This window comes from Thermodesulfobacteriota bacterium (assembly GCA_030583865.1).
Classification (GTDB): domain Bacteria; phylum Desulfobacterota; class GWC2-55-46; order GWC2-55-46; family GWC2-55-46; genus UBA5799.
Genome location: CP129479.1, coordinates 296,527 through 319,629, shown reverse-complemented (window position 1 = coordinate 319,629; position 23,103 = coordinate 296,527). Strand labels below are relative to the sequence as shown.

Genomic DNA, 23,103 nt, shown 5'->3' with positions numbered 1-23,103 from the left:
GAAAAGCTACCTGAAAAACCGGCCTTCGCGCCACCCTGCAGACCCCTGTCCGGGACAAGAGCACGCGTGTCGAATCCCTCGCAAAAAAGAGAATACTTTTCAAGGGCCACACCCTTATTGGTCCTTGCGGCAGCCGCCCTGATACTGTTCACAAGGAAGACCGGCGCGCTCACGTACCCGCAGTTCTGGGCCGAGGACGCGACCGTATTCTTTATCGAGCAGTACAACCAGGGCCCTTCCGCGCTCTTTAACCCCTACGCGGGCTACCTTCACCTCGTCCCGAGGCTTGCGGCCCTCTTAACGGATGCCTTCTTCCCCTACCATGCCGCGCCATTCGCGTATAACTACCTGAGCCTCGCTATAACGCTCCTTGTGGTCCTGAGCGTCTTCTCGGAAAGGTTCGATGCGGGGAACAAGCCCCTCCTCGCGCTCTCGGTCGTGCTCGTGCCGCATTTTAGCGGCGAGGTCTTCCTTAATATCACCAATGTCCAATGGGTGCTTGCATTGCTACTCGTAATAACGCTCCTCAAAGACGAGCCCAGCCCTCAATACGGCAATGTGAAAGCGCAGTCCGCCCTCGATTTCTCGGCGATCATATTCTGCGGCCTCACCGGGCCGTTCATAGTATTTCTGCTGCCTTTTTTCATCGTGAGGTTCTACAAAAAGAGGACGCCATATAACGCTGGGATAACGCTTGCGGCCCTTGCGGCAGCGTCCGTGCAGGTTTTTTTCATGGCCACAAGCTATGCGCCGGAAGCAGAGCGGACCCCCGACAACCTCTTTGTTTTCGCCTCGGTCATCGGGCGCAAGTTCTTCGGGAACCTCTTCCTGGGGAACTCGCTACCTTACGACCTGAACCCCTTCATGCTCTCGGCGGCGTTCGCGCTCATCCTCTTCTTTATCGCATATCTCGCCTTTTGGTCCGAAAAGACGAGGCGGTTCCATATTGCGGTTTTCCTGGGCCTCATGTCAGCCGTCCTTCTCGCAACCCTTGTTAAATTCAGATCAAACCCGCTGACGCTCGTGCCGCCGGAAAACGGGGTAAGGTATTCCTATCTCGTTTATGTAATGATGGCGTGGTCTCTCATAGCCCTCATGGGCCGGAAAGAGGCATGGAAGGGATATATCATAAAGGCGCTGCTGGTGGCAGGCCTTGCATCGTCGCTCGTCTCGGGCTTCCGTTCCGAGCCGTTCGAAGACCACTACTGGGCAGGCTGGAGCCGCCTCATAGGGGAGGAGCCCCGCGTTCAGATACCCATCAACCCGGACAGGCATATAGAGGTGATAAAAAAGAGCGATCTTTAAGTTCCAAGGAAGGTCTGATTAATTCTCAAATGTCGTCATTCTGAGCGCAGCGAAGAATCTCGTATTTAGAAAATCAGCAAGTACGAGATTCTTCGGTCGCTTACGCTCCCTCAGAATGACTGAAAGCGGAATAAATCAGACCTTCTCTAAATCAAAAATCTCCCGCTCTTCTGTATCGCCTTACCGTCGAGATATATGGCCCCGCCCTTTCTCAAATCCTTTATCATGTCCCAGTGTATGGCGGATATGTTCTTGCCCCCGGCCTCCTCGTAGGACCTGCCTACGGCCAGGTGCACGGTGCCGCCTATCTTCTCATCAAAGAGGATGTCCTTCGTGAACTTCTGGATGCCGTAGTTGACGCCCACCCCAAGCTCGCCGAGGAAGCGCGCGCCCTTGTCCGTGTCGAGCATGGCTATGAGGAAGTCCTCGTTCTTGTCCGCGCTCGCCTCAACGACCTTCCCGCCCTTGAACCTGAGCCGTATGCCAGTGACCTCGCGCCCCTGGTATATGGCGGGCATCTCGTAGTAGATGTAACCCTCGGCAGAGTCCTCCTCGGGCGACAGGAAGACCTCTCCGTCTGGCATATTCCTCTCGCCGTAGCAGGGGATGGCCTTCCTGCCCCTAATCCCCATTTTCAGGTCCGTGTCCTTGCCGACTATCCTCACCTCTTTGGCCCTGTCGAGCGCGGCCTTGAGCTTCATCTCCTTCTGCCTTACCTTGTTCCAGTCGATATTAGTGGCGCTATAGACGAAGTCCTCGTACTCCTCGAGGCTCATGTCCGCCTCCTGCGCGAGCCCGTTGGTGGGGAAGTTGCAGAGGATCCACCTCTTGCGGTTCACGATCTCCTCGCTTATGGGCCGTAATACCTTGCTCCTCTCGCCCACGACCCTTGGGTCCACGTTCGAGAGCGCCTTTTTGTTGGCCGAGGCCCTGATATTGACGAAGCAGTCGATGTTCTTCGCCTCGAAGAGCTTTGTCTTGGGGAAGAAGGCGACCTGCTCTTTTGTGGCCGTGTCGAAGAATATGTTGGAGGTCTCCTCAAAACCTATGCTCGTCGTGGGGTGGCCTCCGGCCTTCAATACCTCCCTGAAGACCTCGAGCACCAGGGGCTTGGCAAGCTCTGTCGAGGAGCTTATGAGGACGGTATCGTTCTTCTTGACCCCCAGAGAGTGGTTGACGAGTATCGACGCAAGTTTTTTGACGCGCGGGTCTGCCATTCAGTAACCTCCGGGATTTATATTAGGCAACCTCTAAAAATTCGAGATTTTTCCCGCAGTCAAGAAAGGCCGGGAATAAAAAGCGGAGCATATATGATAATATGTGAGCATTTTTATTCCCGGCCTGACACAGAATCCGGGGAAAAGATCAATTTTTAGAGGTTGCCATTAAGCTATCATGGATTTCGAGACGCTCTGGCCAGTATACCAAAAAAACGGGCTGCCGTTCCGGATTTTAAAGGCGTCCGGGGATTTTTGCCCCCTGCCTGGTATTACGTTCCATTAGAAGCCCGGGTATCTTTTCCATTACCATGAACTTGTTTACGCCCCAGACCGGGGAGACGAGGAGTTCCCCCGGGACGTCTCCGGAAAGCCGATGAATGACGACCTCTTCCGGAAGCCGCTCAAGGCACTTTACAACCGCGTCCGCGTACTCAGGAAGTGACAGGGTCCGTATCTCCCCCCTCCTCCACTCTCCTTCCATCTGAGAGCCCTTTACGACCTGGAGCTGGTGGAATTTCACACCCCAGACCGGGAGGCCGGCAAGGAAGTCCATTGTCTTGAGGTAGTCGGCTTCACCTTCTCCCGGCAGGCCGATTATCACATGGGCGCATACCTTTATGCCCTGACCTGCCGCCCGGAGGACGGCGTCCTTGAATTGGGCCGCAGTGTGCCCCCGGTTTATCCTTGAAAGCGTTTCGTCATTCGCCGATTGAAGGCCCAGCTCCACCCAAAGCGGCCTCTCTTTGCCCAGCTCCGAAAGGAGCCCGAGTGCGGCGTCGCCGAGGCAATCCGGCCTTGTGCCGACTGCTATGGCCGCAACCTCCGGGACAAGGGCTTCCCTGAAATACCCGCGCAATGCATCAGCAGGCGCGTTCGTGTTCGTGCCCTGCTGGAAGTATGCGATGAACTTCTCAGCCCTGTACCGCTTGCCGACATACTCCATCCCCGCGATAAGCTGCTCCCTTACGCCCATGCCCGCTTTAAATGTCTTTGTGACGAGCGTGGACTCGACGCAGAAGGTGCAGCCGCCCCGCGCCCCTCCGCGCCGGTTCGGGCATGGAAGGCCCGTATCGATACTCACCTTGAAGACCCTGCAGCCGAAGACGGATTTAAGATGGGATGAAAGATTATTGTAGGGTTCAGGCATGGCGCTCCGGTTCAGTGCATCCCCTCCGTCTTCCTGACAAAATCCGCCGCCCAGGATGAGACCTTTTCATCGCCCTTGAAGATAAAGCCCCTTGTCCGGTAATGGTAGTCCGTCACCTTCTGAAGGCACTCTATGCCCGAGAACTGGCCGTCCTCGGATGATATGGTAGAGACTATGGTGTCGTCCACGATGACGAAAAGGCCCGTAAGCCGCCCGAGCGCCGGGTTCATGGATGTCCAGCCAGTGTGGTCCCTGTCCTCGAATGGCCGTATCTCGAAGTTATTCTCTATCTCCATCCCGTCCTTGCCCGGCTCCTTTAGCCTCATGACGCCCCTGCTCCTCCACAGCCCCTCCCCGTGGGTTATCCGGGCCGTGCCTTCCATTGCGACCGGCTCGCCGTGCATGCCGAAATACTCGCCTGTGGCCATCCAGAAGCCCTCCTCAAGGAGGAAGGTGTGCTTTATCTTCAAGACGCCCCTCCGCCTCCGGCCTTGTCCTCTCCTTCAAGGGCGCCTTTTGGGAGGCCGGGCCTCACGACAACGCTTTTAAACTCCCTTACCATGACCATGCCTGGCTTGGCTCCCCTGGGCTTTTTGACGTTCCGGGCCTCGGTGTAGATTACATCCACCTTGGACGCGTTCTTCCCCTTGCTGTAGAATGCCGCTATCGAGGCAGCCTCCTCGACGGTTTTCTTCGTTATCTCCCCGGCCCTGCCCGCCGCCTTTATGAGCGCGTGAGAGCCGGGCATGTTTTTGGCATGGAACCAGATATCTTCGTTCGAGGCGTATTCTGATACAAGGAGGTCGTTTCCGGGCCCGCTTTTTCCGCAGAGTATCTCGAAGCCGTCCGAGGATTTGAACCTCCTTATGGGCTCGGCCCTGGCCGCCTCTTTCAACTTCTCCTTTTCCATTCTCTTGAGATACCCCCCTTTTCGAAGCTCGTCCTCAAGGAACGATAGCTCCCCGATATCAGCCGCCTCCTCCAATTGATAGAGGAGGGAGCCCGCGTAGAGAAGCTCCTCCTCGATGGCAGGGACCCGCTCCTCAAGCAGCTTAAGCGCCTTCTTCGCCTTCCTTGCCCGCTTGAAATACCTCTCAACGTTCTCGGCAGGGCCGAGCCTTTCATCGAGCCTTACGAGCACCGGCTCGGGCGGGTCTTTCGCATAATCCAGGACCTCGGCCTCCTTCATTCCCCTTTTAAGGAGGTGGAAGCTCGTTGTAAGGAGCTCGCCCGTCTTGTAGTTTTCGACTTCAGAGAGGGCCCTTATTCTATCTCCTTCGAGGTTCCTTAGCTTCCTCCTTAGCTTTTTCTCGGCCTCGTTGATAACCCTCTTGAGCGTCCCCTTCCGGGACGAGAATTCCTCTTCCCTGAGGAGAGCGGAGTAGAACCTGTCCGCCGCCTCGTTCCAGCCCTCCCCCTCCCCTTTCGGGATCGCCTCTTCCGTAAACGCCTTTTCCGGCGGCGGCAGGGGTGAAAGCCGTAGGCCCGGCATAACGGCCCTGGCCGATGTCTCGGGCTCGAAATACCTCAATGCGTCGAGCACGACCCCCTCACCGTCAACGAGGATGATATTGGCGGACTTGCCCGTAAGCTCGCAGACGAGCCTGAACGCCTCCCTTTCACCATCGCCTTTTCTGGCGCTTAAGTCTATATGGGCTATCCTTTCGAGGTCCGACTGGGAAATTCCCTCTATGCGGGCGTTAGTTATCCTGCTACGGAGGAAGGCGCAGAAACGGAGCGGCGACGGAGGGTTCCTGAATTCCAGCCCCGTAATGTGCATCCTTCCGAGCCTGTGGTGGGCGGATATGATTAGCCTCTCCTCCCTCCCCCTTGCGAATACCCTTAGAAGGATGTTCCGGTCATCCGGCTGATGGACCTTGGAAACCACCCCGCCCTTAAGCCGTTCATTCAGCTCGGAAACGACATTTTTCAAGAGGAGCGGCCCCATAAGTTTGAGATTATATCATCTTATTCGCGCTGACCGGAAGGGATTGATTCCCTTCGCGCCCCTTCCCTCACGGAGATACGCCTTAGCGGTGATTTGCGCTCCCAACGGCCACATGGAGCGGAGCATCAAAATCTCGCATTCAAGCCTCAGTGCAAAAAGCCCTTTTTCCGCGCTGCCGCGCGGTTTTCGAGGGTAAGGCTCGCTTGCTAACCCCCTCCCCCACCCCGTGAACGGACCCCTGAAGTCGCTTCGCTCCTGGCTTCCCCGGCCCGTTCACGCTCTTCCTCCCTTATGCTACGCTCGCCTTACCCTCCGGGGTTTGTTTCAAGACAAAAAAGGACTTTTACAGCACTTTTGTTTTTGCATTTAAAACAACCCAGGGCATAAGGCGGAGCGAACATAGGGTTGGAGGAGGGGCGGGCGAGGCGGGGCAGCAGGAGCGAGGCCCCAAGGCCGAGCGACATAAGGCCGAGCCCGGAGGATGGGGGCGGAAAGAGAGCGGAGCCTTATGCCCAAAAAGAGCGCGGCAGCGCGATTAATGGTGTTTTGCTCATGCAAAAATAACGGCAACGCGCAAAAGGTCTTTTCGGTAAATCAAAAAAGCGGCCCTATATCCAAATCTCATACTGAATAAGGCACATTTCGCCGCCGATTCAACACTGGATACTGTATACAAAAACCAGCTTGACAACCGAGTTCCGGTTATTATATTATCGAAAACAAATCACAATGGCGTGGCAGGCCCGTCGAGTCCCCGGAGACCGGGCAAGGCCCTCTTCCCACCGCCCCTCAACTCTTCAAATAATTTAGAGAACCGGGACCGGAGGTAATCGCAATGAACGATAATAACGGCAAAAAGGCGCTCTCCGGCCCGGACACCCTGGCAATGGCCAGGACGTCCAGGCGCGGCTTCCTTTCAAAGGCCGTTGTCGCCGGCGTGGCGGTCGCGGCCACAGCCGGAATTGCCAAGAAGACCGGGGACCTTATCTTCAAGGAAGACCACCAGAAGGCATATCTCGACGATCTGTCCCAGGGCGACAGCGTGCTCGCCTCAAGGCAATACGTCGTAATGACCAAAGAGGAAAAGAAGGACTTCCTCAAGCGTCTTTTCGAGTTCCATAAGAACCCGGTCGCCTGAGGCGGACCGTTAAGGAAATGATTTTTTCCGGCGTCATTGCCGGCTGCTTCGAACCGGACGGAGGACTTAAAGTGTCTGAACCCAGGGACAAGGACGAAAAGAAAAAGGACGCGCCGCTTAAACCGGACGAAACGTCACGCCGTGAATTTCTGGGCGGCGCGGGGCTCTCCGTCACGGCCGCGGCCCTCTCTGGCGCGGGGGCGCTCCTTTCCGGTTCGGACGAGGCCGAGGCCAAGGCCACCTGGGGCGAGTGGTTCCAGAAGAACTACCGCCTGATGACCGAAGACGAAAAGAGGGAGGCCGTCCTCCGGCTCGAAAAGAGATATACCGAGGAGTTCGGGAAAAAGACCACCGTCGACAGCGCGCCTGCACAGGAAGGGGTCCTCTTCGGCTACGCATTGAACATCCAGAAGTGCATCGGGTGCAGGCGGTGCGTTTACGCCTGCGTGAAGGAAAATAACCAGTCCCGCGACAACCCCGAGATACAGTGGATACGCGTCCTGAAGATGGAAAAGGGGAACTTCCTCGCCGAGAACATGGACAAGGGCTACCCCGACCCCGCCGGCATACAGGTCGGCGGGAACGCCTACCAGAACTCGGGCGTGGTGCTCGAAGGCGAGCACTACTACGAGCCCGCCGAGGTGCCGGAAAAGGGGCACTTCTATTTCCCGATGCAGTGCATGCAGTGCGAAAAGCCGCCCTGCGTCAAGGTCTGCCCGGTCCGCACCACCTACAGGGACCCTGACGGCATAGTGGTAATAGACTACAACTGGTGCATCGGCTGCAGGATGTGCATTGCCGCCTGCCCCTACTGGGCCCGGAGGTTCAACTGGGGCGAGCCCAACCTCCCTGCCGAGGAGATGAACCCGGTGACGCATTACCTCGGGAACCGCCCGAGGATGAAGGGCGTAGCCGAGAAGTGCACCTTCTGCCTCCAGAGGACCAGGCAGGGGCGCTACACGGCCTGCGTCGAGGTCTGCCCTGTAGGCGCGAGGAAGTTCGGGAACCTCCTCGACCCGAATAGCGAGGTAAGAAAAATCCTCGACAAGAAGAAGGTGTTCAGGCTCAAGGCCGAGCTCAACACCTACCCGAAGTTCTTCTATTTCATGGATTAACCGCCCGTAAAGACGGCTGCGCCCTTTTCCGGGCGGCCCTGTCTTTCCATAATACGAAGGGGAATAGCATGAAGCCTCTTATCCGTTTTGCCCTGGACTCGTCCATGTACGTGGCCAGGGGAAGCGCAATCTTCTACGGCTGGATAATTTTCCTGGGCTTTCTCTCGTTCCTCATGCTCCTTGGCGCGTACGAGCAGTTCACAAAGGGCATGATCGTCACGAACTACAACGACCAGGTGAGCTGGGGGCTCTACGAGGCCCAGTTCGTCTTCCTTGTCGGCGTCGCAGCCGCGGCCGTGACGGTCGTATTCCCCTCCTACGTCTACCACCACAAGAAGATGAAGGAGATCGTGGTCCTCGGCGAGCTCCTGGCCGTTTCCGCGGTCTGCATGGTCATGATATTCATAATGTTCCACATGGGGCGGCCCGACAGGCTCTGGCACCTCATCCCCGTGATAGGCATATTCAACTGGCCGCACTCCATGCTCACCTGGGACGTCGTCGTCCTTAACGGCTATCTCGGCCTGAACGCGGTATGCGCCTTCTATTACCTCTACATGAAGTACACGGGCCGGGAGGTCAACAAGCTCTTCTACATGCCGCTCGTCTACATCTCCATAGTCTGGGCGCTCTCCATACACACTGTGACGGCGTTTCTCCTTAACACAATGCCAGCGAGGCCCATGTGGTTCCATTCCTCGTTGCCCATAAAGTTCATAGCCACGGCCTTTGCAGCCGGACCGTCGATGATAATATTATCCTTTCTGGTGATCAACAAGTTCACGAAGCTCAAGATAGCCGACGAGGCCATCGAGACCCTCGCCCAGATAGTCACTTGGTGCCTGGGAATAACGATATTCCTCGGCTTGTCCGAGGTCGTTACCGAGCTCTATCCCTCGACCGAGCACTCGTTCTCGCTCCAGTACCTCATATTCGGCAAGCACGGGCTCACGGGCCTGGTCGTCTGGTACTGGAGCGCGGTCGTACTTCTCCTGGCGGCGTTCTTCATGCTCCTTACGCCGTCCCTCAGGAAAAACCACAAGCTATGGCTCCCGCTCGCCTGCGTTTTCACCTTCGCTGGCGTATGGATAGACAAGGGCATGGGCCTCGTTGTCCCGGCGTTCATCCCCTCGCCCATAGGCGAGCTATCGGAGTACACGCCCTCGGCGATAGAGATAGTAAATACGCTCGGCGGCTGGGCGACTGGCCTTCTCATATTCACGGTCCTCGCAAAAGGCGCGATAGGCGTGCTCCTGGGAGAGGTAAAGTACAGGGCGGCGACGGACCTTGCGAGCGAGTTTTCAAGCGAGTGGCAGCCCGTCGTCCATTCGAGCGAGGAGATACGCAAATGAGGAAGACCGCGCTCGCCATGCTGGCCTCCTTTACGGCCGTCCTTTTGCTGGCCCCCGCGCTCCATGCGGAGGACACGTACATACATTACCTCAAGAACAAGCAGGAACCAGCAGACTGCTTCGAGAGCAGGGACGGGTACTCGAACGTGACCCGGACCGAAGCCGAGCCCGGGCTTCCGAACGTAAAGTGCTCGAACAAGACCGGCGGCGTGCTCTGGTGGGGAGACCCATTCGACGGCACAGAGCCCATGGGCGAGATGCCCGTCGAGGCGGATTACACCCATGAGGAGGCGGTCGTAAAGCCGAGGACCGGGCAGCTCAAATATTATATGCCCTGCACCGCCTGCCACAACGGAAGCATGGTGCCCTACCCCAAGGACAAGAACCCGAGGCCCCTTGCCATGCACCAGGACATCGTGCCTGACTCTATGAATCTCCAGCACGGGCAGGGCGCGATATGGTGCCTCGACTGCCACAACGCGAGGAACAGGGACACCCTAATCGACCACAGGGGCGGGGAGATCAGCCTCAACCAGCCCCAGAGGCTCTGCGGCAAGTGCCACGGAGAGGTATACTCCGACTGGCGGGACGGCATCCACGGGAAAAGGATCGGCGGCTGGGACAAAGGCGGCAAGAAAAGGTGGTGGGTCTGCACCGAATGCCATAACCCCCATACGGTCCAGGAAAAAAGGTACGACCCCATAGCGCCGGAGCCCAGGCCCCAGTACCCGAGGACACGCGCCAACGCTGACCACGAAAGAGGCCACGGCGCGGGCCACTGATTTTCAGATTATAACCAATTCAAAGCCGGGCGTTCTGCCCGGCTTTTTTCGTTCGCGCCACGCGCATCCGGCTTTACCCGCCACCCTCCGCTTTCAGCTCCTTTTTTTCTGCTATACTTCAAGGTAGTTACCCCGGAGCTGGAATGATGGCAATAGACCTGAAGGGCATCGTAAGCCGGCGAAAGTTCATGACCGGAGCTGCCGCGTTCCTCGGAGCGCTTGGCGCGGCTTTTGCCGCGGTCCCTTTCATAAAGGCCATGAGCCCTACAAAGGACATCCTCGCGGCAGGGGTCCAGGAGGTTGACATCTCCACCCTCCGCGAAGGGGAGCTCCGGACCATAATCTGGAGAAAGCAGCCCGTATTCATACTCCGGCGCACCCCGGCCATGATAGAAGAGGCTTCCCTCATAAGCCCGGCAACCCTCGCAGACCCGGCAGCGCCGGACGAGCGGGCCGTGGACCCGGGCCTCTTTGTCTCGATAGGCATATGCACGCACCTGGGCTGCATACCGCAGTTCAGGAAAGCTGTGCCTGAGACAGGGGTCGCGGGCTTCTACTGCCCCTGCCACGGCGGGAAATACGACAGCATCGGGAGGAGGCTCGGCGGCCCGCCACCGGAAAACCTTAGGCTCCTCCCTTACCGGGTCGAGGGCCAGACTCTCATACTAGGCACCGAGCGTTTCGGCGGCTACGGCGAGAACGTAAGGAAGATACAGGACCTGCCCGCAATTTAGCAAGGCGCTGAAAAACTGTTGAGAGAACCTTTTTATAAAAAGTTTCTCTCAAACTCTCTCCAAAAACTTTCAGTTCTTCCTGAGAAAACCCCCGGAAGCTGGGGGTTTTCTCAGGAACTAAAAGTCTTTGAAGGGGGTCTGGGGGAAACCTTTCTACAGAAAGTTTCCCCCAAACAGTCTTTTTCAGCATCTTGATAGGAGCCAAATGGCCCGGTACCTCGATTGGATAGATAAGCGCCTTCCCCTCTCCGAGTTCATCGAGAAGCACATAACGGGCTATCCCACCCCGAAAAACATCAATTACTTCTGGAACTTCGGCTCGGTCCTCGGCGTATTTTTCGTGATACAGGTCGTAACCGGGGTCTGGCTCGCCATGTACTATAAGCCTGACGAGGCCCTCGCCTTCGACAGCGTCCAGCACATAATGCGGGATGTGCATTACGGGTGGCTTATACGCTATCTCCACGCAGTCGGCGCAACGGGCATCTTCTTCGCCCTTTATGTGCACATGGGAAGGGGGCTCTACTACGGCTCCTATAAAGGCCCAAGAGAGCTACTATGGTGGATAGGCCTCCTCATTTTCCTGGGCTTCATGGCAGAGGCCTTCATGGGCTATCTCCTCCCCTGGGGGCAGATGTCCTTTTGGGGCGCTACCGTCATAACCAACCTCTTTACGGCCATCCCGTTCGTGGGGCAAGGGCTTACGGTCTGGCTCCGGGGCGACTTTGCCGTCGGGGACGCGACGCTTACACGTTTCTACTCGCTCCACACGACGCTTTTCCCTTTCGCCATACTCGGGGGGCTTATAGTCCTCCACCTCTCCGCCCTCCACAGGGTCGGCTCCGGCAACCCCGAAGGGATAGAGTACGATAAAAAGGGGCCTGAGATGGTGCCCTTTTCACCGTATTTCATAACCAAAGACGCATGGTTTTTGAGCCTTGTCCTTACAGTATTCCTTTATTTCGTCTTCTTCCGGCCGGACGCATTCATGGAGCCCGTAAATAACGAGCCGGCAAACCCTCTTAAGACCCCGCTCCACATCGTGCCCGAGTGGTACTTCCTCCCCTTCTATGCGATCCTGAGGTCCATTCCGGACAAGCTCGGCGGCGCCATTGCGATGGGCGCGTCCATATTCATCCTGGCGCTCCTCCCCTTCATCGACCGCTCGAAGGTGCGTAGCGGAAGACACAGGCCGATCAAGAAAGTCCTCACCTGGGTGTTTTTCCTGAATTTCATCCTCCTCGGCTACATAGGCCTCTATCCGCCGGACTTCATATCCCCTGTCGGCGTGAGGATGTATGTCCTCGGCATGGTAGCGACAATCATCTACTTCCTCTATTTCGCGCTCCTCCCGGTCCTGCCGTATTTCGAAAGGACAACGGAGCCCGGAAAGGATGGGCGGCGTGGCTAGGGCCTTTCTCATTGTAATCGCCTTTTTTGCGGCCTTGAGCTCTCCGGCATTTGCCCAGCTGCAAAGGGAACGGGTGGAATTCGACCTGGGCCCCGAGGCTTATTCAAGGGGCATGGGGCTTTACATGCAGCACTGCGTTGCCTGCCACGGGCTTAAGTACTTCAGGGGCCCGGACGCGCCTGACGGCATACCACCGGCACTGGACCCCGAGTCCGCCCAGGCGGCATTCGGTGTAGTGCCGCCTGACCTGACCCTCATGGCCTCTGCCAGGGGAAAGGGGCTTGAAGGCGCGGAGTATTTATACGACCTTCTTACCACCTACTATATAGCGGACGGTGAGATACGGAACCGCGCCTTTGCCGAGGAGACCCACACCGAAGGCGCCATAGCAATGCCGCCCCCCATCCCGATGGACGACCCGGAGCTTTCGGAAAAGTCGAGGGATATCGCCGCGTTCCTCTATCTCGTCTCTGAGCCCTCCCTTGCAGACAGGAAAAGCCTGGGCCCCTGGGTTTTAGGGTACATGGCCCTCCTTACGGCGGTCCTCTACGTCCTTAACCGCTATACCTGGAAAGAAGAGAAGAGGAAGCTCAAGGTCTGAAGAATACCCCTGTCTCTTCGTTCTAAAAAAATTTCCGTATTTCGAGCACTTCCCTTGACAAAAGCGCCCCGCGTACCTATATTTACCCATAAGCGTGGCCGGGCCCGCGTGCCTGGCCTCTGAACAGCCTGTTTTCAGAGAGAATAATAAAAATGTCTGGGGCATTGACGCCGTATTTATCCAAGGGCGCCTGTGGACTCCAAGGCGATATAAGAATCCAGGCAAGCTTTAGAAAATGGAGATTTAGAGCTTGCCTTCAAAAAGCCAGGAGGAACGTAAAAGATGGGAAAGATCATCGGCATAGACCTCGGCACCACCAACTCGGTCGTTGCGGTCATGGAGGCCGGGGAGCCGAAAGTCATAGTGAACGAGGAGGGGAGCCGCATAACCCCCTCGGTGGTCGCCTTTACAAAGGACAAGGAGATACTCGTGGGGCAGGTCGCCAAGAGGCAGGCCGTGACTAACCCCGAAAACACCATCTTCTCGATAAAAAGGTTCATGGGCCGCAAATCCGAAGAGGTCACCGAGGAGATGACGATGGTGCCCTACAAGACCGAGAAGGACGACCAGGGCAGGGCCGTCGTCGTTTCCGGCAACATGGGAAAGACATTCACCCCGCCTGAGATATCGGCCATGATACTCCAGAAGCTCAAGAGGTCTGCCGAGGCCTACCTGGGCGAGCCCGTGACCGAGGCCGTCATAACCGTGCCCGCCTATTTTAACGACGCTCAGAGGCAGGCCACGAAAGACGCAGGCAAGATCGCCGGCCTCGACGTAAAGAGGATAATAAACGAGCCCACGGCCTCTTCCCTGGCCTACGGCCTCGACAAGAAAAAGGAAGAGAAGATAGCCGTCTACGACTTCGGCGGCGGCACCTTCGACATATCCATACTGGAAGTCGGCGAAGGGGTCTTCGAGGTCAAATCCACGAACGGCGACACCCACCTCGGAGGCGACAACTTCGACCAGAAGATAATCGACTGGCTCATATCCGAATTCAAGAAGGACCAGGGCATAGACCTCTCGAAGGACAGGATGGCCCTGCAGAGGCTTAAGGAAGCGGCCGAGAAGGCAAAGATCGAGCTCTCCTCGACAATGGAGACCGAGATAAACCTGCCCTTCATAACCGCGGACGCGACCGGCCCCAAGCACCTCGTAATGAGGCTTTCTAGGGCCAAGCTCGATCAGCTCTGCGACGACCTGGTGCAGAGGAGCAAGAGGCCCTGCGAGCAGGCGCTCCGCGACGCGGGCCTTAGCCCCTCTGACATTGACGAGGTCGTGCTCGTGGGCGGCATGACCAGGATGCCCGCGATAACGAAGCTCGTAAAGGAGTTCTTCGGCAAGGAGCCGCACAAGGGCGTGAACCCGGACGAGGTCGTGGCCATAGGCGCCGCCATACAGGGAGCGGTCCTCGCCGGAGAGGTGAAGGACGTGGTGCTCCTCGACGTTACGCCGCTTTCGCTGGGCGTAGAGACCCTCGGCGGCGTCATGACGACCCTCATAACCAGGAACACGACCATTCCGGCGAGGAAGAAGGAGACCTTCACTACGGCGACCGACAACCAGACGCAGGTCGAGATACACGTCCTTCAGGGCGAAAGGCCGATGGCGCGCGACAACAGGACGCTCGGGAGGTTCAACCTCTTGGGCATACCTCCGGCGCCGAGGGGAGTGCCGCAGGTGGAGGTGGCCTTTGACATTGACGCGAACGGCATACTGCACGTCTCGGCAAAGGACATGGCCAGCGGCAAGGAGCAGAAGATAACCATAACGGCGTCGAGCGGCCTTGCGAAAGACGAGGTCGAGAAGATGGTCAAGGAAGCCGAGTCGCACGCGGATGAGGACAAAAAGCGTAAGGAAGCCATAGAGACCAGAAACCAGCTCGACTCCCTCATCTACTCGACGGAGAAGATAATAAACGAGAACCGCGCAAAGCTCCCGGAAGAGGATGTGAAGGCCGCGGAGGAGGCCCTTGCAGAAGGCAAGAAGGCGCTCGAGTCAAACGAGCCCGATACCCTCAAGGACGCCGTAGGAAAGGTCACGGCAGCCTCGCACAAGATAGCCGAGGTCCTTTACAAGACCGCGGCACAACAGCCCGGCGAAGAAGGCGAGAAGAAGAAGGAGGGCGATGTGGTCGAGGCCGAGGTGGTGGACGACCAGCAGAAGTAAAACCACGGACCGACCCTCATCTGCCTTGGCGTGAACGAGACCGGGGGCGGCGAGCCGCCCCCGGTTTTTTTCTGGCCGCCTGCAAGTGGATAATGAAATAAAATTCCAGAGACCTGGAATTTTATTTCATTTATTAAAGAATGGCCGGGTTAAAAAATGCTGCAACATGGCGATATGTGAGCATTTTTATTCCTGTACTACTTAGATTCCGGGGAAAAGATCTAACATAGAGCTTGCCTGAGAGACTTGCCCTAATCCCGCCCTGCTTGTAAAATCAAAAGGGGCGCGCCAGGCCGGGCGTCCGTTCTTATATGCCTTATCTCGAAGCCGACGCCGCCTGGATCGAAGGACCGATATGGCCAAAGACTATTACGCAACGCTCGGGGTCCCGAGGAACGCTTCGGAAGAAGAGATAAAAAAGGCTTACAGAAGGCTCGCCCGGGAATTCCATCCCGACCTCCATCCGGACAAGAGGGCCGAGATGGAGGCGAAGTTCAAGGATATAAACGAGGCATATCAGGTACTTAACGACCCAAAAAAGCGCGCCGACTACGACCTTACCGGCCACGTCGGGTTCGAGACGGGCACAGGCGCCCCGGGCTACGCGCCCGGCGGGGTCAATTTCGAGGATTTCGGCTTCGGTTTCGAGGACATTTTCGGCGAGCTCTTCGGAAGGGGCAGGCCCGGAAGGAGGGTGGCGCAAAGGGGTGAGGACCTCGAGTACAGGCTGACCCTGGATTTCCTCCAGGCCGCAAAGGGGGCTGAGACAGAAATAACGATACCCAGGCCGACCGGGGCCGAGACGCTAAAGGTCAGGATACCTCCTGGAGTCGTGACCGGCTCGAGGGTAAGGGTTGCGGGAAAAGGCGGCGAAGGCCTTGCAGGAGGGCCGCCCGGAGACCTCTATATACTCCTGGCAGTAAGGCCGCATCCTTATTTCAGGAGGGAAAACAGGGACATATACGTGGACGTGCCGATAACCTTAAAGGAGGCCCTCATAGGCGCCGAAATAGAAGTGCCCACCATAGACGGCAGCGTCAGGATAAAGGTGCCGCCCGGGACCCAGTCCGGGCAGATGCTCAGGATCACGGGCAAGGGAGTGTACGGCCTCACACGCGGAAACGAATACGCGGTCGTTAAAATCATGGTCCCCGGGAAGATAGACGACAGGTCCAGGGAACTAATGGAGGAATTCGAGAGCCGAAATCCCTACGAACCCCGAAAAGGACTGTGGTAGAATTAAGTAATGGCGTTGCCCATTCGGGCAAAAAAGGCTCTGCCGCTTGGAGACGAGAACATAAGCGGGCGCAAACAGCCGCCCCATAACCCATAAAGCGGCAGCGTAAAAGGCGATTAGGGAAAGCTTGAAAACCTGAACCTAATGAGCCGAACGGCTTGTCAGGCCCCAACCGTCCGCCCGGGTACCCCCCCCGGCGGGCCAAAAGAGGCTAATCATGACCGAACTTGAAGAGATAAAAGAGAAGCTTACGCCGGCTGCTCGACGGGTTCTGGACGCCGCCATAGAGGAGAGCAAGAACCGCCAGCATTATTATCTCGGCGTAGAGCACCTTTTCCTTGCCTTTGCCAAGGTGGAGGAGAACTTCTTCCGCGAGGTGATGGAGGACCTGAACCTCGACATCTTCCATGTAATAAACTTCCTTAACGAGCACCTGAACGTCTCCCGCCAGTACATCGGCCTGGGCCTGAAGATACCGCCCGCCACAAGGAACGTCTTCAGGCTCGCCCGCGAGGAGGCCCAGAGGTGGGGCCGCGACGAACTCGACTCTACCGACCTCTTCATTGCCATATTCCAGGAAAACCACAGCCTCCCTGCGAAGGTCTTCCGCAGCTTCGGCCTTGACCCCGACTACGTCATGCGGAGGATCACCGTGAAGGTCAGGAGCAAGGAAGAGATGGAGGAGGAGCTCAAGAAGAAATACGAGCTCCCGCCGAACCTCAAGCACTTCGCCGTGAACCTCAATAAGCTCGCGAGATTCGACAAGCTCCCCGTCATAATCGGCAGGGACGCGGAGATAGACCAGGTGATGGAGATACTCTGCCACATGGAACGCTCGAACTCGGTCATGATAATCGGCGAGCCGGGCGTGGGCAAGACCGCGGTCGTCGAGGGGCTCGCGAGGAGGATAGAGCTAGAGCCCAAGAGGGTGCCGAAGCGCCTCCGCGACAAGCAGATAGTGAACCTGCAGATGAACTCGGTCGTGGCCGGGACCATCTTCAGGGGCATGTTCGAGGACAGGATTGAGAAGATAATAAAGGAAATAAAGGAGAGGAAGAACATAATCTTCTTTATCGACGAGGCCCATACGCTCATCGGCGCGGGCTCGGCAATGGGAGTGCCTTCGGACGCGGCCAATATCTTCAAGTCGACCCTGTCGAGGGGCGAGGTCCAGATAATAGGCGCGACCACGCTCTCCGAGTACAAGGAGTTCATAGCCGAGGACGAGGCGCTGGCCAGGAGGTTCAGGCTCGTCCACATACAGGAGCCGTCCGTCGATGAGACGAGGAAGATACTCTACGGCATAAGGCCGAGGCTTGAGAAGAGCTACTCGGTCAAGGTGACGGACGAGGCCGTAGAGACCGGCCTCGACATGAGCCAGAGGTACATGCGCAGCCTCAAGATGCCGGACAAGGTCATCGGCTGGCTCGACACCTCCTGCGTGAAGGTCGAGATAAACAGGCCGTCCGAGCCCGTGGGCCCGGACGACATAATAGAGGTCATCTCCCAGGAGACGCGAATACCCAGGGACATGATCTTCAGGGACACGGTCGGCAGGTTCAAGGACATGGAAAAGACCCTCGCAAGGAGGGTCGTGGGCCAGAAGGAGGCTATCAACGCCCTCTCGAAGAGGCTCCGGCTCAACAAGGGCCCCTTGAAGGAGAACTTCGCAAGGCCCGACGGCGTGCTCCTTTTCCTGGGCCCCACTGGCGTGGGGAAAACCGAGCTTGCGAAGTCGCTCGCGGACTTTCTCTTCGGCGACGAAAAGAAGATGATACGCCTGGACATGAGCGAGTACAAGGACTCGGGCGTTGCGGTAGATAAGCTAATCGGCATGCCGAGGGGCATAGTGGGCTCGGAGCGGGGGGGCCTCCTCACCAACCCGGTCCGCGAAAACCCTTATTCGGTAGTGCTCCTTGACGAGGTGGAGAAGGCGCACCCGTTCGTCCTTAACCTCTTCCTCCAGGTCTTTGACGAGGGGTGGCTCACGGACGGCAGGGGGAAAAGGGTTTACTTCAGCGACACCGTCATTATCATGACCAGCAACCTCGGCGCGGACGTCTTCAGGAAGTACGTGAAACCGCTGGGCTTCATGACCGAGAACGATGTGGACGCCCGGTCCTACAAGAAAGACATCATAAAAGAGGTGGAGAACACCTTAAGCCCCGAGTTCCTCAACCGCATCGACGACGTGATCGTCTTTACGCCCCTTACGAGGAACGAAGTCAGGCAGCTTACGCATATGTACCTCGAGAAGATACGCGAGCACATGGAAGGCTACGGCAAGCACCTCTCGGTCACCGAAAAAGCGGTTGACGTTCTGGTCGAGAAGGGTTATAACCAGCGGTACGGTGCAAGGTTCCTTAAGAGGCACGTGGACGAGAAGGTGAAGGTCCCCATAACCCTCAAATGGAAAGAGGGGGACTTCTTCAAGGTGGACGCGGAGAGGGACGAGGTGACTGTGGAAGCATCGAACATGGGCGAGCCGGCGCTGGCATGATAAAGACGATACTCGTCCCGCAGGACGGATCAGTATACGGCAAGTCGGCGCTGGACTACTCGATGTGGCTTTCGTCGAAGTTCGGCGCCGGGCTTGTCGGCATGAACGTGGTCGACGTCGTCTCCCTCGAAGGGCCGTTCCTCCACGACATATCGGGCTCCCTCGGCTTCGAGCCGTTCATGAACTTCTCGACCCGTATGCGCGAGGCCCTTGAGGCCAGGGGAAAGACCATACTTTCCGCCTTCGAGGACACCTGCAAGGAGAACGGGACGCAATGCGAAACGCAGATATCCTTCGGCGTCGTCGCAAATGAAATAGTGGACAAGGCCAAGGTCGCGGACCTGGTCGTAATCGGAAGGCGGGGCGTCAACGCCCGGTTCGAGTACGGCCTCCTGGGCTCGACGACCGAGAGCGTCTTGAGGAGGTCGCCCAAGCCGGTCCTCATAGTGCCCGAGCGCTTCTCGGAGCCTAAAAAGCCGCTTCTCGCATATGACGGCAGCCCCAACGCGAGCAGGGCAATGCACTCCGCCGCGGAATGGGCCAAGACCCTGGACCTCTCGCTTACGGTCCTCACCGTATCGTCCAGCGAGGAAGAAGACCCCCTCCTGAACGACGCCCGCACATACCTTAAGCCCTACGGCATAGAGGCGAGCTTCATCCACAGGAAGGGCGACGCCCCCATCATCATTGAGAACTACTACAAGGACAACGGGCACGACCTCCTTTTCATGGGCACCTCCCACCATTCAAGGCTCGTTGAGATGGTCCTCGGCTCCACGACCGAGCACGTCATGCGGACCGTCATGGGGCCTTTCTTTTTAGAGCGATAAAACTCTGTGCTTGAAATCTTCCTTATCACAAGCCTTGCTTTATTCCTGGTTTTTTTTACTCTCCTTATGTACTACAAGCGCAAGAAAAAACTGACATGGAAATCTTCATTGTATAAATTAGCTGACGATATTATTTTTCATTTAATCCCACCTTGGTAACAAAGTAGAAAAAAGACCAGCTTCCCCATTTTTTTTAAATTACCCCTCCTCGGTTATCCGCAGATACCAAATCGATTTTCTGCCCTCAAAATCTCCTTATTCCCTATTGACTTATATCTGCACCGGTGCTAATTTTTCAAGGATATACTTTTTTCGCAACAGCCTGCCGACTTGTTACCGGATTTTCCCGCTTGGAATGCCCGGTTCGGGACCAGAATCCGTTCTTAAAGAGCCTATGGCATGAGCATCGAAGCCAAAAACGACCATACTGACGAAATCAGGGGCCATCTCGACGAGGGGCGCGATTCCGAAATCAGCCGCCTTCTCGAAAGCCTGCATTCATCGGATATCGGGAGGATCCTGGGCTCTCTCGATGAAGAGCAGGCCATGCGGGTCTTCAGGCTGCTCCCGCCTGAGCAGGCCTCTGCCGTCATCCTCGAGGTCGACGAGCGCCTGAGGAAGGTCCTCATCTCCTCCATTTCATCCGAGGAGCTCATAGAGGTCGTCCACGAGATGGAGACCGACGACGCGGCTGACGTCATCTCCGAGCTACCGGTCGAGGACGCGCGGCAGGTGCTCGAAGGCATCGACCGGCAGGAGTCCCTGGCCGTACAGAAGCTCCTGGTCTACCCCGAGGACACGGCGGGCGGGAAGATGCAGGCCGAGCTCGCCTCGGTGCCCGAGACAGCCACGGTCGAGGAGACGATAGAGGAAGTCAGGAGAAAGGCCGCCGTCATAGAGAACATATCGAGCGTCTTCGTGGTGGACGGCAACGGCAGGCTCATCGGCGCGGTCCCTCTCGACAGGCTCATACTGGCCGGGCCCAGGGCCCGGATAATCGAGATAACGAACAGGGACGCCATACGCGTCCGGACCGACATGGACCAGGAGGAGGCCGCGAAGCTCTTCCAGAAATACGACCTCATATCCGTCCCGGTCGTCGATAACGACGGCAGGCTAGTGGGACGGATAACCATAGACGACATAGTGGACGTCCTCGAGGAGGAAATATTCGAGGACTTTTATAAAATGGCGGGCCTCAACATAGGCGCCCGGGCGCTCGATCCGCCTGCAAGGGCCATACGCATGCGGGTGCCGTGGCTCTTTCTTAACCTCGTAACAGCCTCGGCAGCCGCCGGGATAGTGAAGATATTCGAGGGCACCATCGAGCAGCTCGTAATACTCGCCGTCCTCATGCCCATAGTCGCCGGCATGGGCGGGAACGCGGCCACCCAGACCATAACGGTCGTCGTGAGGGCGCTGGCCCTCGGCGAGATAACCTTCAAAAACGCAAAATGGTTGCTCATGAAGGAGGTCGTCGTCGGCTTCTCGAACGGCTTCCTTACAGGCGCGGTCGCGGGCTTCATAGCCTTCCTTCTCGGCGCGAGCGTCTATGTGGGCCTCCTCCTATTCCTCGCGATGATAGCGAACATGATGGTGGCCGGGCTCATAGGCTCGATAATGCCGCTGATACTAAAGAGATACAACTTCGACCCGGCCATATCTTCGAGCATATTCGTAACGGCCTCGACCGACGTGGGCGGGTTCTTCACGTTCCTCGGCCTTGCGACAATATTCATGAAAACGGGGCTACTTTAGCATGAAGCGCGGCACCTACAAGGACAGGGCCATAGTCCTGAATTCCGTGGACTACGGCGAGTCAGACCGCATACTCACCTTCTACACCCTGGGGCGCGGCAAGATGAGCGGCATCGCCAAGGGCGCGCGGAGGTCCCGGAAACGCTTCGTCGGCAACCTCGACCCCGCCTCCCATATCGATATCCTCTTTTTCCATAACGGGACGAGCGACCTCGCCCGGGTAGAGGACGCGTCCCTCATAGACGCATTCTCCGGGCTGAGGGGCGATATTGAAAGGTATTCGGAAGCCTGCTACATGCTTGAGCTCGCATCCGAGATGACACGCGAGGGGCAGGCGCTCCCGGCTGTATACCGCGAGCTTGCGGCGTTCCTTAAGATGCTCGAAGGCGGCCCCGGCCCGGAGTGCTTGAGGTTTTTCGAGATACGGCTCCTTTCCAATACGGGGTATCTGCCGCACCTCAACGGGTGCGTGGCATGCAGGAAGGCGCACGAGGGCGGAAGGCTCTTTTTCAGCTCTGATAGGGGCGGCACCGTATGCAGGGGCTGCTCAACAGGGATCAGCGGCCTCGTGCCGGTCTCCCCGGGGACAGCGGGCCTACTCTCGATGGCCGCGCGCCTTGAGGAAGGAAAGCTCACACGCCTTAGGCCTGACCAGGCCTTCCTCGACGAGAGCGAGCGCCTTCTCTCTGATTTCATAAAATTTCAGCTCGGAAAAGAGCTCAAGACCCGCCGCTTCATGGCCAAGCTCCGCATAGCAGGGTGCCCGGCATGAACCCCTTTTTCCAAGTGGGAGCAAGGGGCATAAAAAACCGAGTTATAATCTCCCCTCACCCCTCTTTTAGCAAAGAGGGGAATCGAGGAATTCACTTTTGACTTAAAGGCTCTATTTTTTGTAGAATGGCACAGGGCCAAGGTCTTTTATCAGGCCCTGATTGGAGGAACTTACAGTGTATTTCCAGGATGTGATACTTACCCTTCAGAGGTTCTGGGCCGAGAGGGGCTGCGTAATAATGCAGCCCTATGACGTTGAAAAGGGAGCGGGCACCTTCCACCCTGCAACCTTCCTTAAGGTGCTCGGGCCGGAGCCGTGGAAGGCGGCGTATGTCGAGCCGTCGAGACGCCCGACCGACGGCAGGTACGGCGAGAACCCGAACAGGCTCCAGCATTATTACCAGTTCCAGGTTATATTGAAGCCCTCGCCCGACGAGATACAGGAGATTTACCTGGAGAGCCTCAAGGCACTGGGGATCGACCCGCTCGCCCATGACATTCGATTCGTCGAGGACGATTGGGAGTCCCCGACGCTCGGCGCGTGGGGCCTCGGCTGGGAGGTCTGGCTCGACGGCATGGAGATAACCCAGTTCACCTATTTCCAGCAGGCTGGCGGCATTGATTTAAAACCCGTTTCCGGCGAGATAACCTACGGCCTTGAGAGGATAACCATGTACCTCCAGGGCGTGGACAACGTCTACGACCTCAAATGGTCGAAGGACGTAAACTACGGTGACGTCCACAAGCAGACCGAGATAGAGTACTCGAAGCACAACTTCGAGGAGGCCGACACCCAGATGCTATTCACCCTTTTCGACATGTACGAAAAGGAGTGCGGGAAGTTAATGGAAAAGGGGCTCTACCTCCCGGCGTATGATTATTGCCTCAAGTGCTCCCACTCATTCAACCTCCTGGACGCGCGCGGCGCGATAAGCGTTGCCGAAAGGACCCGGTTCATAGGCCGCGTAAGGGCCCTTGCAAGAGGCTCCGCCGAAGGGTATCTGAAGACCAGGGAGGAATTGGGGTTTCCGCTATTGAGGGGAGAGGCCGTAAAGGCGGGGGCTTGATTTTTTTGAGATGAGGAG

19 protein-coding genes are annotated in these 23,103 nt (G+C 57.3%); 15 read left to right on the top strand and 4 right to left on the bottom strand.

Translation table 11 applies throughout. The annotated features are described in order from the left end of the window. Window positions 1-117: 117 nt before the first annotated feature. Window positions 118-1,305, top strand: a complete 1,188-nt coding sequence (locus QY316_01490; protein ID WKZ33110.1) for a hypothetical protein — start codon at window positions 118-120, stop codon at window positions 1,303-1,305. 146 nt (window positions 1,306-1,451) lie between these two features. Here the strand turns inward: QY316_01490 and QY316_01485 are convergent, their stop codons facing one another. The 4 genes from QY316_01485 to QY316_01470 all read right to left on the bottom strand — a co-directional run bounded on the left by QY316_01485 (window position 1,452) and on the right by QY316_01470 (window position 5,605). Next, window positions 1,452-2,522, bottom strand: a complete 1,071-nt coding sequence (locus tag QY316_01485; protein ID WKZ33109.1) for an aminopeptidase — start codon at window positions 2,520-2,522, stop codon at window positions 1,452-1,454. A 235-nt stretch (window positions 2,523-2,757) separates the two neighbouring features. Further along, window positions 2,758-3,672: a TIGR01212 family radical SAM protein gene (locus QY316_01480; protein ID WKZ33108.1), complete on the bottom strand. Its 915-nt coding sequence runs from the start codon at window positions 3,670-3,672 to the stop codon at window positions 2,758-2,760. 11 nt (window positions 3,673-3,683) lie between these two features. Then, the gene (locus QY316_01475) at window positions 3,684-4,142 is read right to left on the bottom strand and encodes a hypothetical protein (GenBank protein ID WKZ33107.1); all 459 of its coding nucleotides are present in this window, start codon (window positions 4,140-4,142) and stop codon (window positions 3,684-3,686) included. Then, on the bottom strand, window positions 4,139-5,605 hold the full coding sequence (locus tag QY316_01470) for an NFACT family protein (GenBank protein ID WKZ33106.1): 1,467 nt from the start codon (window positions 5,603-5,605) through the stop codon (window positions 4,139-4,141). Before QY316_01470 ends, QY316_01475 begins: the two co-directional genes overlap by 4 nt. 850 nt (window positions 5,606-6,455) lie before the next feature. Between QY316_01470 and QY316_01465 the strand changes: the two genes are divergently transcribed. From QY316_01465 to glyQ, 14 genes are all read left to right on the top strand, one after another. Next, on the top strand, window positions 6,456-6,758 hold the full coding sequence (locus QY316_01465) for a hypothetical protein (protein ID WKZ33105.1): 303 nt from the start codon (window positions 6,456-6,458) through the stop codon (window positions 6,756-6,758). A gap of 71 nt (window positions 6,759-6,829) precedes the next feature. Further along, complete coding sequence (locus tag QY316_01460; GenBank protein ID WKZ33104.1) at window positions 6,830-7,873, top strand: 4Fe-4S dicluster domain-containing protein; 1,044 nt, start codon at window positions 6,830-6,832, stop codon at window positions 7,871-7,873. A 68-nt stretch (window positions 7,874-7,941) separates the two neighbouring features. Further along, window positions 7,942-9,225 carry a polysulfide reductase NrfD gene (nrfD, locus tag QY316_01455; protein WKZ33103.1) on the top strand — a complete coding sequence of 428 codons (1,284 nt, stop codon included), beginning with the start codon at window positions 7,942-7,944 and terminating at the stop codon, window positions 9,223-9,225. Next, window positions 9,222-10,007 carry a cytochrome c3 family protein gene (locus QY316_01450; protein ID WKZ33102.1) on the top strand — a complete coding sequence of 262 codons (786 nt, stop codon included), beginning with the start codon at window positions 9,222-9,224 and terminating at the stop codon, window positions 10,005-10,007. Before nrfD ends, QY316_01450 begins: the two co-directional genes overlap by 4 nt. Window positions 10,008-10,150: 143 nt before the next feature. Next, window positions 10,151-10,741, top strand: a complete 591-nt coding sequence (gene petA / locus QY316_01445; protein ID WKZ33101.1) for a ubiquinol-cytochrome c reductase iron-sulfur subunit — start codon at window positions 10,151-10,153, stop codon at window positions 10,739-10,741. 205 nt (window positions 10,742-10,946) lie between these two features. Next, a complete protein-coding gene (locus QY316_01440) occupies window positions 10,947-12,152 on the top strand; it encodes a cytochrome b/b6 (GenBank protein WKZ33100.1) in 1,206 nt (401 codons plus the stop codon). Beyond that, window positions 12,145-12,753, top strand: a complete 609-nt coding sequence (locus QY316_01435; protein ID WKZ33099.1) for a cytochrome c1 — start codon at window positions 12,145-12,147, stop codon at window positions 12,751-12,753. The genes QY316_01440 and QY316_01435 overlap by 8 nt, the downstream gene beginning before the upstream one ends. A gap of 282 nt (window positions 12,754-13,035) precedes the next feature. After that, window positions 13,036-14,922 carry a molecular chaperone DnaK gene (gene dnaK / locus QY316_01430; GenBank protein ID WKZ33098.1) on the top strand — a complete coding sequence of 629 codons (1,887 nt, stop codon included), beginning with the start codon at window positions 13,036-13,038 and terminating at the stop codon, window positions 14,920-14,922. A gap of 355 nt (window positions 14,923-15,277) precedes the next feature. Further along, window positions 15,278-16,159 (top strand): DnaJ C-terminal domain-containing protein, encoded by an 882-nt coding sequence (locus QY316_01425; protein WKZ33097.1) that lies wholly within the window; start codon window positions 15,278-15,280, stop codon window positions 16,157-16,159. Window positions 16,160-16,376: 217 nt separating this feature from the next. Beyond that, window positions 16,377-18,659 (top strand): ATP-dependent Clp protease ATP-binding subunit, encoded by a 2,283-nt coding sequence (locus tag QY316_01420; GenBank protein ID WKZ33096.1) that lies wholly within the window; start codon window positions 16,377-16,379, stop codon window positions 18,657-18,659. Continuing rightward, window positions 18,656-19,489 carry a universal stress protein gene (locus QY316_01415; protein WKZ33095.1) on the top strand — a complete coding sequence of 278 codons (834 nt, stop codon included), beginning with the start codon at window positions 18,656-18,658 and terminating at the stop codon, window positions 19,487-19,489. Before QY316_01420 ends, QY316_01415 begins: the two co-directional genes overlap by 4 nt. Before the next feature lie 399 nt (window positions 19,490-19,888). Next, on the top strand, window positions 19,889-21,247 hold the full coding sequence (gene mgtE, locus QY316_01410) for a magnesium transporter (protein WKZ33094.1): 1,359 nt from the start codon (window positions 19,889-19,891) through the stop codon (window positions 21,245-21,247). Window position 21,248: 1 nt separating this feature from the next. Beyond that, window positions 21,249-22,019, top strand: coding sequence for a DNA repair protein RecO (gene recO, locus QY316_01405; GenBank protein WKZ33093.1), 771 nt, complete (start codon window positions 21,249-21,251; stop codon window positions 22,017-22,019). A gap of 175 nt (window positions 22,020-22,194) precedes the next feature. Then, a complete protein-coding gene (gene glyQ, locus QY316_01400) occupies window positions 22,195-23,085 on the top strand; it encodes a glycine--tRNA ligase subunit alpha (GenBank protein ID WKZ33092.1) in 891 nt (296 codons plus the stop codon). The last annotated feature ends 18 nt before the right edge of the window (window positions 23,086-23,103 follow it).

Coding starts and splice junctions, on each gene's coding strand:
- QY316_01440 (WKZ33100.1), top strand. CDS start 10,947: ATGGCCCGGTACCTCGATTGGATAGATAAGCGCCTTCCCCTCTCCGAG.
- petA (WKZ33101.1), top strand. CDS start 10,151: ATGATGGCAATAGACCTGAAGGGCATCGTAAGCCGGCGAAAGTTCATG.
- nrfD (WKZ33103.1), top strand. CDS start 7,942: ATGAAGCCTCTTATCCGTTTTGCCCTGGACTCGTCCATGTACGTGGCC.
- QY316_01480 (WKZ33108.1), bottom strand. CDS start 3,672: ATGCCTGAACCCTACAATAATCTTTCATCCCATCTTAAATCCGTCTTC.
- mgtE (WKZ33094.1), top strand. CDS start 19,889: ATGAGCATCGAAGCCAAAAACGACCATACTGACGAAATCAGGGGCCAT.
- dnaK (WKZ33098.1), top strand. CDS start 13,036: ATGGGAAAGATCATCGGCATAGACCTCGGCACCACCAACTCGGTCGTT.
- QY316_01485 (WKZ33109.1), bottom strand. CDS start 2,522: ATGGCAGACCCGCGCGTCAAAAAACTTGCGTCGATACTCGTCAACCAC.
- QY316_01425 (WKZ33097.1), top strand. CDS start 15,278: ATGGCCAAAGACTATTACGCAACGCTCGGGGTCCCGAGGAACGCTTCG.
- QY316_01415 (WKZ33095.1), top strand. CDS start 18,656: ATGATAAAGACGATACTCGTCCCGCAGGACGGATCAGTATACGGCAAG.
- recO (WKZ33093.1), top strand. CDS start 21,249: ATGAAGCGCGGCACCTACAAGGACAGGGCCATAGTCCTGAATTCCGTG.
- QY316_01465 (WKZ33105.1), top strand. CDS start 6,456: ATGAACGATAATAACGGCAAAAAGGCGCTCTCCGGCCCGGACACCCTG.
- QY316_01450 (WKZ33102.1), top strand. CDS start 9,222: ATGAGGAAGACCGCGCTCGCCATGCTGGCCTCCTTTACGGCCGTCCTT.
- QY316_01420 (WKZ33096.1), top strand. CDS start 16,377: ATGACCGAACTTGAAGAGATAAAAGAGAAGCTTACGCCGGCTGCTCGA.